General features: G+C 41.4%; 9 protein-coding genes. 3 read left to right on the forward strand and 6 right to left on the reverse strand.

The genetic code is table 11. The features are described 5' to 3' along the window. Nucleotides 1-1,486: 1,486 nt before the first annotated feature. The 3 genes from ACT29H_RS15715 to ACT29H_RS15725 form a co-directional block, all read right to left on the reverse strand. Nucleotides 1,487-2,797, reverse strand: coding sequence for a TolC family protein (locus ACT29H_RS15715; protein WP_444822607.1), 1,311 nt, complete (start codon nt 2,795-2,797; stop codon nt 1,487-1,489). A 164-nt stretch (nt 2,798-2,961) separates the two neighbouring features. Continuing rightward, a complete protein-coding gene (locus ACT29H_RS15720) occupies nt 2,962-6,129 on the reverse strand; it encodes an efflux RND transporter permease subunit (RefSeq protein ID WP_444822608.1) in 3,168 nt (1,055 codons plus the stop codon). Nucleotides 6,130-6,134: 5 nt separating this feature from the next. Further along, nucleotides 6,135-7,250 (reverse strand): efflux RND transporter periplasmic adaptor subunit, encoded by a 1,116-nt coding sequence (locus ACT29H_RS15725; protein ID WP_444822609.1) that lies wholly within the window; start codon nt 7,248-7,250, stop codon nt 6,135-6,137. Between the two features lie 566 nt (nt 7,251-7,816). Between ACT29H_RS15725 and ACT29H_RS15730 the strand changes: the two genes are divergently transcribed. Beyond that, nucleotides 7,817-8,722: a DMT family transporter gene (locus tag ACT29H_RS15730; RefSeq protein WP_444822610.1), complete on the forward strand. Its 906-nt coding sequence runs from the start codon at nt 7,817-7,819 to the stop codon at nt 8,720-8,722. Here the strand turns inward: ACT29H_RS15730 and ACT29H_RS15735 are convergent. Continuing rightward, complete coding sequence (locus tag ACT29H_RS15735; RefSeq protein ID WP_444822611.1) at nt 8,719-9,606, reverse strand: EamA family transporter; 888 nt, start codon at nt 9,604-9,606, stop codon at nt 8,719-8,721. The genes ACT29H_RS15730 and ACT29H_RS15735 overlap by 4 nt on opposite strands. Nucleotides 9,607-9,865: 259 nt before the next feature. Between ACT29H_RS15735 and ACT29H_RS15740 the strand changes: the two genes are divergently transcribed. After that, entirely contained in the window at nt 9,866-12,190 is a 2,325-nt protein-coding gene (locus ACT29H_RS15740) for a TonB-dependent receptor (RefSeq protein WP_444822612.1), read from the forward strand. Nucleotides 12,191-12,202: 12 nt separating this feature from the next. Next, nucleotides 12,203-13,042, forward strand: coding sequence for a DUF4249 domain-containing protein (locus ACT29H_RS15745; protein WP_444822613.1), 840 nt, complete (start codon nt 12,203-12,205; stop codon nt 13,040-13,042). Nucleotides 13,043-13,045: 3 nt separating this feature from the next. On the opposite strand, the gene rpiB is transcribed toward ACT29H_RS15745, so the two are convergent. Continuing rightward, a complete protein-coding gene (rpiB, locus tag ACT29H_RS15750) occupies nt 13,046-13,483 on the reverse strand; it encodes a ribose 5-phosphate isomerase B (protein ID WP_444822614.1) in 438 nt (145 codons plus the stop codon). 130 nt (nt 13,484-13,613) lie between these two features. Then, a complete protein-coding gene (locus ACT29H_RS15755) occupies nt 13,614-15,287 on the reverse strand; it encodes a ribulokinase (RefSeq protein ID WP_444822615.1) in 1,674 nt (557 codons plus the stop codon). Between the last annotated feature and the right edge of the window lie 18 nt (nt 15,288-15,305).

The following is a 15,305-nucleotide window of genomic DNA, read 5'->3' on the forward strand; positions in this document are numbered from 1 at the left end:
CCACCGGTTTGAACTGGAAATTCTTCTTTTGTCAGTTTAGTAATGGGATGGAAATCGATCAAAGCCCCCTCCTCTTCTTCCTGCCCCCACGCAAACACAATCTTCTCCGGATCGTGTATCAAATCCCACTGATACTTCCACAATGCGGTTCCCTGGACGGGCTTACCGTAATCCATCAGGTTATCGGTGGAGCCTTGAGTTAGCTGATAAGTGCTTTTCGGACTGAAGGGATGGCGCAGGTTGAAGGCGACAGAGAAATTTATGTCAATGAACGTTGGTTTAAAAGAGGTATATATATTTCCCGGGATAACCGTGGTTTAAAAATAAAATAATTTTGAAAAACACGAAAATGCTACCGGAGGTTTGAAGTGGATGAGGGATAATGATCTGTTGGACCTATCAGGAAAAGATGAGTTATAAGATTTTGAGTTTCGGATGCCTGTTTTTAGGTTTCCAAACTTCTGGTTTGGCAACCTGCCATATTCCACCTATGGGACTTGGCATCAAAGCAATAATACTCTAAAAAACAATCTTTTCTCACAAGAATCCACATTAAAGATAAAAATTCGAACAGCGAGGCATCTCTTTTAATGATCTATCCGTCCATTGAAGCATAACTCAAAAAATGGAAATTAATAAACTGACACATAATAGATCAACAACCCAATAGTTATATTTCTTTTCAGGAACAAAAATTCTAGATGCTGATTTATGACACAAATTGGTTTTGTCAATAGCATTCTGAGATACAAGGCTATTTATAGCCCCTTAACAGGTTCAGTTTACTCCTATTGATATTTGGTGGCATATTGACACTCATCCTTTTTCAAGAAACGAAATCCGAACTATTCAATAGGACACGGTAATAACTATGGGCATCTATCCCATTTTAATATTCCTTTAAAATCTTTAGAATCAAATTATCACTGAATTTGGTCATTTTCATAACTTTTTTGCCTCCTTGAAATAAATATTTTGTCGAATGGTAAGCTGTTAGGTTTGCAACATAGGCTACAACCCTAATTCAAGAGTTCAGATATTACAGATTGACAATTTTTCCATGGAAAAAACTCCAATTATATAAGTTAAAAATAAAAATTCATGCATCATTATCACTTTTCGGACTCTTTTGTCTTGTTTTTTCCAAATTTTGTTCTTTACTTTGTCTCACACTGAATTAAAAAGCTATACAAAATGGGACAACACAACGATCAAAGCACAATGCAAGGTAACAGTTACGTCGTCAACTCAAATGAGCATCAATGTGGTTGCGGAGGAAACTGCGGCTGCAAAAATGATGAATCACATGAATGCAGTTGCGGCGGTAATTGCGATTGTAAATAACGCATTCTATCTTTTCTTTGGGTTTTTGAAGGAAGTGAAGTTACCTGAAGAGAGAACCCCGGTTGAAATATTTCCAACCGGGGTTTTGTTATTTAAGATACGATTGTGCAGCCCTAATTCTGCGATGCCTTCATTCTACCGACTAATCATACTCTTCTACAATACCCCCCGTAATCCGAACCAATTCGGTGTGGGTATCGATAAGGTCTAGTACCGTACGATAATAACTGACAGCTGCTTGAAGATAACTTAATTGAACATCTCGAAAGTTAAAGGAATTGACGGCACCGGCACGAAACTTTTCCTCAGTAAGCTGCATATTAATCCTTGAAGCCTCCATGTTTTCCTTACCCACCTGCACCAATTCTTGGCGAACCCGATAGGTATCGAAAAGATTGAGAAGTTGATTTCTAAGACGATGCTTCATCTCTCTAAGGGTAATCTGTCCGATAGACTCTTCCATCCGAGCAATCTCAATGTTTCGGTTAATTCGGTTACCATCGAAAAGCGTAAAACTCAAAGAAAAATTTACATAATAGGAAAAATACCCATCTGAAAAACCTGGAATATCTGAAGAGCTATTCAAAGACCCCGGATAAACGTTATGTCCTGCACCTGCAGCGGCGCTCAAGGCAGGAAAGCGAGAACGTTTTTCCAGTAACTGTTGTTGCTCCAGCAGCACCAAGTTCATGTATTGATTACGTATACTTTGGTTACCTTCCTCCAATTGAGAAATCATCACCTCAAGGTTGAACTCAGGAGCATCAAATTGGAGTTCACCGGATAATTGAAGTTCATCCCCATCCTCCATTCCGGTAAGATATTTGAGTTCACGAAGCATACTGGTAACGGCAGCCTCCTGTTCCAGATAAGCAGCCTTATCGGTCAGGTAGGCCGTCCGCGCCTGCAAAACATCGTAACTGGTTGCGGCACCAAGCCCTAGCCGATCTTCAACATATTTCAGTCGGTCGGCCGACAGTTCCATAATCTCTTTAAGTAAAGACAATTGTTTCTGAACAAAAAGAGTCCGGTAATAAGCCATCACAACAGCCTGGATAGTATTTTCGACCACCAAAGAGAGATTTCCGCCCGCAAGTTGTTCAAGCGATTCCAACCGATCTTTTCGAATATGTGCCGAAAAACCGTTGAATAAAACCCAGTTAAGACTAACACCATTTTGTAGAAAACCGGTTCTGTTCTCACCATCATACCGATCATTAAAACTGTTATTCAATGAGCTTTGCCACATCAGAGAAGGAAGCATCCCGGCATTTCCAACGGTATTATTAACGCCGGCAATTTCTAAATCGACCTTACTCACTTGAATGTCATAATTATTATCCAGGGCTTCAACAATTAAGCGATCTAAAGTATACCCCTTTCCGTCCTCTTGAGCAACTAAAGGCATTGCAGACAATACCCCCAATATCATGTATGAAAAAATCTTTTTCACAAGTCTCTTTCGTTTATGTTTTGATTTTAAAAAATATGGTTTTGACGCAGTGATATCAATCATTATGAATTAGATTCCCAGTTTAAAAAGGGATCACCAAATATAACATGACCAATATCTTTTCTAATGACCATAAACCTTCCACAAATACTATTCAGCATATTTTATTCAACAGAATGCTGTTTAAAAACGTTCACTTTTTCCACCTCTTCCGAAGAAGGACGACGGCCTGAAAGCAGCCATTTCCATGCAACTCTGACATCATTTAGTGTCAGAATTATGACCGGGAAAAACATCAGAATAAAAGCAGTACCAAACAAAATACCATAAGCCAGTGCCATGGCCATGGGAATTAGAAACTGCGCTTGCCTACTGGTCTCGAAAATAATGGGAAATAACCCCAATGTTGTGGTCAAGGTGGTCAATACGATCGGCCTAAATCTGGATAAGCCGGCCTCATAAACGGCCTCCCTCACTTTATACCCTTCACCAATCAATAGATTATATTTTTGCAAAAAGACTACCGCATCATTTACGATCACGCCCGACAAGGCTACCATTCCCCACACACTCAATATTGAAACCGGAATGCCATGAAGCGCATGCCCCCATACGGCTCCAATCCATCCCAGTGGTACCATAATAAGAACGATTAATCCCTGCCCAAACGAACGAAAATGGAACATGATCACAATCATAATCAATGCGAACGCCGGGATAAAATACTTAGTGATTTCATTTTGCGATTCCGTAGCATATTTTTGTTGGCCTTGATAGTAATAGGAAACACCCGGGAACCGAGCCTGCAACTGAGGCATTATCTCATTGCTAATTTTTTCCAGGATTGGCGGAACAGGCTCATAAGGATCCACCAAATCCGCATCGATCCTCATTTCTCGTTTCCCATTGAAGTGCTGAATGGCCACCGGACCTCTCTCAAGATCATACGTAACCAGCTCAGTCAATGGAAATTCACCGGCTGCTGTTTTAATTTTCATATTCTCCAGCTGACCAATTTGTCTTCGATCGTCGGGAGGATACCTCACCCAAACCCTGATTTCGTCTTTTCCCTGTTGCAAACGCTGCGCCTGAGCACCAAAAAAGGCATTACGCACCTGATCCATTATAGAATACATATCCAACCCCAAGTAATACGCTTTGGGTTTTAACCGGATTCGGACCTCCTGTGCTCCGGGAGCTTCATTATCTACAACATCTGTAAGTTCGGGAATATCATTCAACTCATCCAAAAGAAAATTTCTGGCTTGATCCAACTCTTCCAGATTATCACTCATCAAACTAATTGAAACAGGTTCTCCCCAACGATTACGACCGGCAACAGAAAATTTATCGGCTTCAGGCACTTTCCCGATGTAATCTCTAACCCGGCTGGCCACGTCGAAAGCAGAGATTTCACTTCCTTCCAGATTGCGCAAATTAACAGCAATATGGCCGGCATGCGTTCCGGTTTCGTCACCATCGAAAGCACTTCCCATAACCAGATAGGTGAAATTCACAAAATTGGCACTATCACTATATTCCTCTTTCAATGAATCGTTTACGTTCCAGACGGCTTTTTCAAATTGAAGAAGATATTCATAGGTTTGTTTTTCTCCCTCTCCGGGAGTAAAAGCCACATTTACATTAAAACTATCGGGTGGAATATTAGGAAAAAAGGTGGAGGCAATAAATCCCCCTCCAAATAGGCCCGTGGTAATTAGAATCAATGCCACAGGTACTGCCAATGCAATATATTTATGCTTAAGTGCAATGGAGAGTAACTTTCCGTAAAAGCGATTTCGCATCCAAAAAATGTATTTCTCCAGCCGATCTCTAAACCGATTGCCAAAATTGACAGCCTCCTTCTTCCGTTGTAATATATGCGGACTGCCAATATGAGCCGGTAAAACAAGTGCTGCCTCAACTAATGAAAATGCCAAACTAGCCACCACGACAAAGGCCATCTCCTGCATCCGTTCCATATTTCCCTGAATGAACATCAAGGGCAAAAAAGCCAATATCGTAGTTATTACGGAGGTTAATACCGCCGGCAGCACCTCCATGGTGCCATCCACCGCTGCCTTTTTAGGTGATTTTCCTTTCTCAAAATGCGAAAAAATATTCTCCGCAATAACAATCCCATCGTCAACCAAAATCCCCACAACCAAAATCATCCCAAAAAGAGAGATCATATTTATTGTGACACCATACATCCCTGCGACCACAAACATGGCCAGAAATGAAGAAGGAATACCCCATGCCACCCACATGGATAAACGAAAACTAAGAAAAAAGGCCAAAATAATAATCACAAGGAAAAGCCCCATGCCTCCGTTTTTGTATAGAAGATGAAGACGTGAATTTAACAAATCCAAAAAATCAAATGTCACAATAAGTTCTGCGTCATCATGTTTCCGGTTAAACTCTTCCACATATTCATTGACATAGTTAGAAATGGCCTCCAGATCTTCTGTAATCAATTTATCCACCGTGAGGTAGAGAGCTCTTTTCCCATTAAGCCAGGCGCCACTGGGTGTTTCTGAAAATTGCAGAAAAACATTTCCCAGGTCACGAATCCGGATAAGCTGACCATTGGCATCGGCAGTTACCACATATTCAGCAATCTCATCAGGATCGACCGTACGTGAACGCGCGCGAATAATTAAATATTGATCATCACTACGGAGCTGTCCACCGGAGATATCCCGGTTATTGCGTGCAATGGCTGCACTGATATCAGCATGTGTCAGTCCGTACCGCAACAATACATCTTCCTTAACTTCAACCGCTATTTCTATGGAAGGATAGCCTCCAATGTTGATCTGACTCATCATCCCGCTCTGTAAGAAATCATCCTCAATCCGTTGGGCCAAAGTTTTGAGCCTTAACAAGTCGGCAGACCCATATAATCCCAGGCGAATAGCCGGGGTGGTGGATCGTCTCTTATATACAATAGGTCTTTCAGCATCCACCGGCATACTCGAAATGCCATCAACAGCATTTTTCACCTCCTGCAACACCTCATCAATATCATATTCTCCGGTAGTTTCAATGCTAACCTGGCAGAAATTTTCCCGCGAGGTGGAATTGATCTCCTTAATCCCCACCAAACCACGTATGGCCTGTTCAATACGAACGGTAATGCCCTCTTCCATCTCTTTGGGGCTGGCCCCGGGATAGCTCACTGTCACATAAATATTACGTGTTTCCACTTCCGGGAAGAATGATTTTTTTAATTGCAAAAATCCAGAGGTCCCGGCAACCACAATAACCAAAATAAATAAATTGGCATAGAAAGGATATCGTACAAATGTCTCTAATAACTTTCGCATAATACTTATCGAAGAATTTTATAAATCGGATTCCCGGTAACATTTAACAACGGCTCCACAACCAACTCTTCACCCTCATCCAAGCCTCTCAGGTATAAGGTCTGGTCGTTTCTTTTTACAATTTCAATAGACTTTTCAACCAATCTATTCTCTTCAACCACATAAACATGATTGGTATTAAAAACAGCATTGCGGGGCATCTCCATGACAGAAGAAATCATTTTCCCATACAAATGAGCCGTCAAATACATGCCATCGAAAAGAGCAGAATCACCGGGCAACGAAACAAAAACGCTGACAGCTTGGGACGATGGATTAATAACCGACCCAATACGACGTACTGTACCTTTTCTCACCATCTTGTTTGCTTCATCTGATATTAGAACAGAATCTCCTATGGACAGTAATTTTGCTTCTCCAACAATTACCGGGACTTCGAGTTCGTAGAAATCGGTTCGGACAATGGTGGCAAGCTGCGTCCCCACATTGACCACAACGCCCACATCTTGAAATATTTCACTAAAAGCTCCGTCAAAAGACGACCTTATTGAATATTTTTCCAACCGAGCCTGATCTGCAAGAATGGAATAGTAATTACTTAAGATATTTCTTGATGCCAAAAAAATACGTTCCTGAGAGCTCTGTGGCTCCGGCAATTCAGGTAATGGCTTTTCAATATCTACTTTTTCAAAGAAGGCCTGCCAGGCAGGATACGAAGCCGGATAGTCAAGTTTCAGATCTGGCAGGATAAGTGCCAGATTTTGAAGAAAGCTACTTTTATTGGATTTAAGACTTAATGGGAACTCAGGATTAATAACTCTGGCGATAACCTGTCCTTTTCGGAATTTCTGGCCATTCCTGAAAGGCACTTCTCCTTCTCCCAATCGCCCCGACACTTCCGAACTAACCACCACTTTATTATAGGCATGTAACCGTCCGGAGGAATAAATTACCGCCTGAAGATCCCTGTATTTTACAGTTTCTGCCTTCACATAAACATCCACCTGCGGACGAGGTGCCTTTTGGGGTACTTTCTTTAGCGAAAAAAGAACCATCATAATAATAAATCCTGCTGCAATAATCCCGAGTGCAATCCCGAAAATCAATAATTTTCTCCTCATTCTTATAATATTTATTCAAAAAAGATTGGATAAAACTGAAGGCCCCATCACGTACTCTATTTGTTAGACTTTTGCTTACCGGCCCGTTCTATCCCATAAATTGTCAATTTCAGAGCTAATGTAATTATTAAAAATTACTTAATTCCAACAGTTTCTTCAATTTCTTGAGCAATTATTTTGGAAACTTTGGTACTCCCCAAGTTTTAATCACACGGAAATTATTGACCGACGCAACCAACGATGGTTTAAAAGCCTCTGAAACGACTTTGTTAATGTAAAAAATATCCACATGAATATAGAGAATATCGATTTAAGATAAATGTATTAGTTTTTACCTCTAAAGGCATTAATAATCAACCTTTAATCGATCTAAACGCCAATTTATCGACCTACCAATAAAGGATTCCTATACATACCCGTCATGCATTGTCTCAACTTACCGTCACGTTTCATCAAAAATAATGGGGTACAATGAAAGACTCCTGTTCATCCGACACCATAGTGAATTTCCGTGAAAATTGTTTCCTTTGTCGTTACTAAAAGATCATCATTCAATAAAAATCGGGATGGATTACTTTAACTCACATTTTGGGGAACTATCAGCTTTGGTAACAGCTATTTGTTGGACCGCCACCAGCATGGCCTTTGAATCGGCGGGAAAAAAAGTTGGCTCCTTATCCGTCAACCTCATCCGGTTGATAATGGCCTTATTTTTTTTGGGGACATACACCTTTTTTACCAAGGGACACTTTTGGCCCGTTGGAGCAAGTCACCATGCGTGGTTTTGGTTAAGCATGTCGGGGCTGATAGGTTTTGTTGTAGGTGATTTAATGCTATTTCAAGCCTTTGTCGTGGTTGGAGCCAGAGTCTCGATGCTTATCATGTCGCTAACCCCTCCCCTTACAGCCTTATTTGGGTTTTTAATACTGCGGGAAAGAATGAACTTAGTAAGCATGACGGGAATGATAGTAACCATCAGCGGAATAGTACTTGTTGTTCTGAATCGTCCCGCCAACGGGAAACGACTGCACTTTAATTATCCGGCCAAAGGACTGCTTCTGGCCTTTGGCGGTGCTTCCGGCCAAGCCCTTGGATTGGTATTAAGCAAGCTGGGCATGGGCGATTTGGACGCTTTTATGTCGACACAGATTCGGATCATTGCCGGTATTGCAGGGTTCACTCTTATGTTTTTCATTTTGCACAAGTGGACCAACGTTTGGATGGCTCTCAACAATCTATCGGCAATGAAGCGCATCTCTGTTGGGGCATTTTTTGGTCCTTTTCTGGGTGTTTCATTCAGTTTGCTGGCTGTTAAATACACATCGACCGGCATTGCCTCCACGCTTATGGCACTAACGCCAGTTATGATTCTACTACCTGCCCGCTATATATTCAAAGAAAAGATCACCTCCAAAGAAGTGATCGGCGCCTTTGTTGCGGTGGCCGGAGTTGTCGTATTTTTTGTATTTTAACCCATCAGTAAAAGAACGATCCCTGCCAAGATACCTGCCAGATACAAAGCTTTTTTTCTGACATTCTTTTCGCCAAATCTCAAGGCTCCATACATAAAAGGCACCACCACACTGCTTCGTCGAAGGGCGGAAATGACTGAAATCAGAGATTCCGGCTCGCTAATGGCATAGAAGTAAAGAAAGTCAGCTATTACCAGGAATAAACCGATGAGCGGAATGGTCCAACGCCAGTAAAAAGGTTCCCGAGCCGGTCGTTTGCGGCGTACAAACCACAAAACAGGCAACAATAACAATACCTGGTAAAAGGAAAACCAGGCTTGCACGCCTAACCGGTCCACTTGTCGAAGAATATGCTTATCATATAGCCCACTTACGGCTCCGGCAAGTGTGCCGATAATAACAAACCACATCCATTTATTGTTCCGGAAAGATAATCCTTCCAACTTCCCCACCGTAGAAAACCGGAAAAAGAAAAATAAAGTCAAAACCATCCCCGCCCATTGATAAAAATTCAATTGTTCACCAAAAATTATCAATGCTCCTATTAGCGTCCAGAGAGGACCTGTAGCCCTGACCGGTGCCACAATGGTGAGCGGCAAGTGTTTTAATGCAAAATAATTAAACACCCACGATACCAATACGATGGAGGTTTTAAGCAATACCATCCAGTGTTCCCGTGCAGTAAGACGAGGAACGAAAACCATATCACCACTCTGCAATATTCCATATTCAGACAAAAAAACCAATGGAATAAAAATCAAGGTGCTGGCTAAAGCGCCAAAAAATAAAACCGGCCAGACAGCATTTTCCTTTAACGATTCTTTTTTTAAAATGTCATAAAATCCCAGAAAAAAGGCAGAAAACAGTGTAAGTATTAACCACATTTAATGAGTACAATAATTATTTGATAATTAGAATTAAGAATCTTTGAGAATAAGATTTATCAATCTTTTTAATCGCCTCAATTAACCAACAGTCATTCCTTAATAATAAGGAAAGGACCTGCAAAGGTATCAAAATATTCGATACGCTTACTTCGCAGTTCAGCCCATAAATTCGGGGTTTAATCGGAAATATTTGCAGGGTATTTTAATTGTCTATTATTTAGTAGCGGATAAAAAATCAAAGTAATCAACCCAAAATATGAAAATCAGGATTCTCCTTGTCAGCTTCATGCTTTTATTATTTCTATCCCCTTCTCATTCTCAAAATAATTTTACTTTAAGCGGATATATTAAGGACCAACAAACCGGAGAAACCCTTATCGGTGCCACCCTTTACATAGAAGAACTGAATATAGGAACTGCCACCAATTCCTATGGATATTATTCAATTACCATTCCGCAAGGACAATACACCTTTAAGTTTTCTTATATAGGTTATCAAGATCAGGAAAAAACATTGCACATATCGACGAATCAAAAACTGAACATTGAGTTAGCGCCCAAAAGCATTGAGCTAAATGCAGTTGAAATAACGGGAAGAGCAGGAAACCATAACATTGAAAACACTCGCACCGGCATGGTGGAAATGGATGCCAAAACAATAAAAACCATGCCTGTATTATTAGGAGAATCAGATGTCATGAAATCCATACAAATGATGCCGGGCATTCAGACTCCTATTGAGGGAAGCAGTGGCTTCAGTGTAAGAGGGGGAGGCACCGATCAAAATCTAGTGCTGCTCGACGAAGCCACGGTTTACAGTCCCAGTCACCTGATGGGGTTTTTCTCGGTTTTCAATCCGGATGCCATAAAAGATGTCACGCTTTACAAGGGCGACATCCCCGCCTCGGCTGGCGGAAGACTTTCTTCTTTGCTGGACGTAAGAATGCGGGATGGCAGCAACAAGGAATTCAAAGCTGAAGGAGGAATAGGCATCATCTCTAGTCGTATAACCTTGGAAGCTCCCATCAAGAAAGACAAAGGTTCATTCATGATATCCGGTCGTCGAACCTATGCCGATATGTTCCTGAAGCTATCGTCCGACTCAGCCATAAATAACAACACTCTTTATTTTTACGACCTCAATGCCAAAGCCAACTACGAAATCAACAGCAACAACCGAATCTTCCTTTCAGGCTATTTCGGAAAGGACGCCTACGGATATGCTGACGATTTTGGAATGAACTGGGGAAATGCAACCTTAACTCTTAGATGGAATCATCTGTTTTCCGACCGAATCTTTTCCAACTTCACCCTACTCTATTCTAAATATAATTACCAAGTTGAAATAAATGAAGGAAATCCTAATTTTGATTGGACTTCTTATCTGGAAAACTTAAGTGCTAAGTATGATTTCACCTGGTTTTTGTCGCCCCCTACCATAATCCGATTTGGTCTCCAGTCGACGCGTCACTTTATTCAGCCCGGACGCTTTGAAGTATCTAATCAGACCAGCGATTTTAAGGTATCTAACAATAAAGCGCTCGAACATGGTGTTTACCTACTGGTTGAACAAAAAGCAAATGATAGACTAAACATAAATGGGGGATTAAGAATCTCCGCGTTTCAAAATATTGGCAAAGCAACCGTCTATTCAATAAATAAGGACTTTGAAGTAACAGATACCACTTTTTACAAAAACAATAAAATTTTCAACACATACATACGATTAGAGCCTAGATTTAGTGCCCGATATCTGATCAATGATAAAAACTCTTTGAAAACCTCTTACAGTCGAACCTATCAATATATCCAGCTGGCCTCCAACTCCACCGCCGGGACACCCCTGGATGTTTGGTTTCCTGCATCGGAATATGTTCAACCTCAAAAAAGCGATCAGATATCTATTGGTTGGTTCAGAAATTTTTATAATAATCGATACGAAGCATCACTGGAAACTTTCTACAAATGGATGGATCATCAGATCGACTTTGATGCCAATGCTGACTTGATGTTGAACGATCAATTGGAAAAGGAGATCCGATTTGGAAAAGCTTATGCCTATGGGCTTGAATTTTTAATCCGAAAAAACGAAGGCAAAATGACGGGATGGCTCGGGTATACATGGTCGAAAGCCCGCAGAAAAATGCCTGACATTAATAATGGAAAGGAATATCCGGCCAACTACGACATTCCCCATAACCTGAATTTGGTTATGAACTACCGTTTATCCAACAGGATAGGTATCTCCTCTATCTGGACCTACCGATCAGGCGCTCCCATCACTTACCCTACCATGCGCTTTAAACATGCCGACTCAAGCCTTCCTGTTTTTGGCGAAAAAAACAGTGCTCGCCTTCCTGATTATCACCGACTTGACCTGTCAATTATGATCAAAAACAAAAGGAAACCCCATAGAAAGTGGGATGGAGAATGGCATATAGGCGCCTATAATGCTTACAACAGGGCCAATGCCTATTCCGTACAATTTGAAGAAGATCCGGACATACCCAATAAAATGAATGCCTATAAAACAGTAATGTTCCGGATTGTTCCTTCTATCACTTACAATTTTAAATTTTAAAACTGACAAGACATGTCTTTAAATAACTTTATCAAACCGGTCTTATTGGTTCCTGCAATACTTCTTATTCTATCCTGTTGTGAAAAAGTAAAGTTCGATCCCAACATTGAATACCTCAATGAAAACCTTCCCGTGGTCTATGGCATTTTAGCCAACCATCCCGATTACCGAACGATCGAACTTACTCGTACAGCACCCTACATGGATGGATCGGAATATCCAATAATTGAAGATGCCACTATAACGGTGAAAGACCAACAAAACACCTATCCATTCTCTTACATTGGAAACGGCATTTACCGAGCTCCGGACACTTTTAAACCTGGTATAGACACCACCTACTTATTAACCATTCAACTGGATGATCAAACCTATGAAGCACAATCAACGATGCCTCCGCCAGTCAACATCCATTCCTTACGAATTCAACCGGATCGATGGGAAGATAAGGATGCAAACATCTATGAAATTACGGCATGGTTAAAAGACAATGAAGTAGAAAATGAACGTTTCGTTTTTAAATATGCCATCAATCACCACCTTTACGACTCCATTAAAGTATGGTCACACTATACGGACCAGCTCACCAACAACATTTGGTTGGAGGATGTAATGATATTTGGAAATATTGAAGCCGACCCGAATGATACCATTGATATTTTTGCCTTATCAATTTCTGAATCATACTATAACTTTATTCAAGCCGCCGAAAAAAACAGAGTTGGATTTAATCCGTTCACTCCTCCTTCAGGCATCCCGGTTACCGGTAATATCAACAATGGGGCATTAGGAATTTTCCAAATCACATCTGTAGTACAAGAAAGAGTAGTGGTTCCTGAGAATACGGATTAATAATTAAAGATCCATTTTTTCAATTCGGCGCTGATGGCGCCCGCCCTCAAAACTGGTAGATAAAAAAACATCAATAATGTCTCTCACCTGCTCCGGCTCAAGAAAGCGTGCCGGCATGGCACAAACGTTGGCATCGTTATGGGCCCTTCCAAGACGGGCAATTTCTGAATTCCAACAATAAGCGGACCGAACCCCTTTGTGGCGGTTTAAGGTGATATTAATTCCATTTCCACTGCCACAGAATGCAACTCCACGTTTGATTTCACCCTGGGAAATAGCATTCCCTAAAGGATGCGCATAATCGGCATAGTCAGAACTCTCAGAAGAATGGGTACCAAAGTCTTTTACTTCAAATCCCTTTTCTTCAAGATATTGTTTGGCCATTATCTTCATCTCATACCCGGCATGATCTGAAGCTAAACCTATAACCTTATTATTCATTGTTATCTAAAATCCGTTTTTTAATTTATGGTTAAAAGGCGGAAAGCCGGAACGCAGAATTTAGAAATCACTTCTACCTTCTGGCTTTTCCTACCTTTTTGATCTCCTTCCATGAGAGTAGGCTCATTCACTAAAGTTCTTTCTCAGTAAAGTGCCCTAATTTCAGATATTTTTTATAAATAACATCATACTTTTCAGCATTCTCGGGATTTGGGAAATACTCTTTTTCAAATCCCCGTCCCATATGTTTTTGAGCCTCTTCAACATTGGAATAAATCCCAGCCACAACGGCAGCAAACATTCCCGCTCCTACGGCACAGGTTTGCTCTGTAGCCGCCACTTTTATCGGCATATTCAGGACATCAGCTAAGGTTTGCATAACAAAAGGCGACTTGCGGGCTACGCCCCCCAAACCAATAACACCTTTTAATTCTACTCCTTCTTCCCGAAATCGTTCAACAATTGCCTTAGAACCGAAAGCTGTGGCCTCCACCAATGCTCTGAATATCCTTGGGGCAGAAGAACCAAGTGTCAACCCCACAATTGATCCCGTAACTTCCTGATTGGCATCTGGCGTTCTTCGTCCGTTCATCCAATCGGTAGCCAAGATCGTAGATTCCTCAACGGGTATTTTCATTGCCTCTTCACTCAACCGGGGAATTATTTGATCGATGGCTTCACGAATCACCTTTTGTTTGGTCTCTTCATTGAGAAGTTGACTTTCAGAGAGAATACTGTTTAACGGCCAAGCCAATACATTTTTAAACCAGGCATAAATATCACCAAACCCGGATTGCCCTGCTTCTAGTCCAATATAGCCCGGGACCACGGAACCATCAACCTGACCACAAATACCGGCAATCAATTTTTCTCCTATCTGATCATAATCAGCGATCATAATATCACAAGTAGACGTCCCAATAGCTCTTGCCAAGACGTTAGGAGTAGCGCCTCCTCCAACAGCTCCCATATGGCAATCAAAGGCACTGACACCAACCACCACCTCTGTCGTAAGCCCTAATCGTTCAGCCCATTCAGGGGTTAGTGTTCCAACCTTTTTGTCACTTGGCCAGGTATCTCTATACAATCGATCCCGAAACCCTTTCAACAATGGATCAAGGCTGGTTAAAAATTCTTCAGGAGGAAGTCCGCCCCAACTCTCATGCCACATGGCTTTATGACCGGCAGCACATCGACTTCTAACCACTTTATCAGGTCGTTCGGTTCCGGTAATCAGAGCCGGCATCCAATCGGCATGTTCAATCCATGAAAAAGCAACTTCGCGAACAGCCTTATCTTCCCGTAATACATGGAGCACTTTAGCCCAGACCCACTCAGAGGAATAAATCCCACCTTCATACTTGGTATAATCTTCCTTCCACTTCTTTGCCAGCTCATTAATCTCAGCCGCTTCTTTTACGGCTGTATGGTCTTTCCACAAAATAAACATGGCATTTGGATTATCTGCAAACTCAGGACGCATCGCCAGTGGAACACCTGAATCATCCACCAATGCGGGCGTACTTCCTGTCGTATCGAAAGATAATCCTACAACATTTTGGGCAACCTCTCTTCCAGCCTCTTTCAAGGCATTTTTGACGGTGTTTTCAAGCACTTCAATATAATCGAGAGGATGCTGCCGATACTGATTGCTCGCAGGATTACAGTATTTACCTTCCATCCAACGGGGATAATACTGAACCGATTGGGAGACTTCTTCTCCGGTTTGCGTATCCACAATTACAGCCCGTGCAGAATCTGAGCCATAATCCAACCCTATAACATATTTCTTTGAACTCATCATTCTCAATATTTAATCATT

It is taken from the genome of Thermophagus sp. OGC60D27 (assembly GCF_052400625.1).
Taxonomy (GTDB): domain Bacteria; phylum Bacteroidota; class Bacteroidia; order Bacteroidales; family Marinilabiliaceae; genus Thermophagus.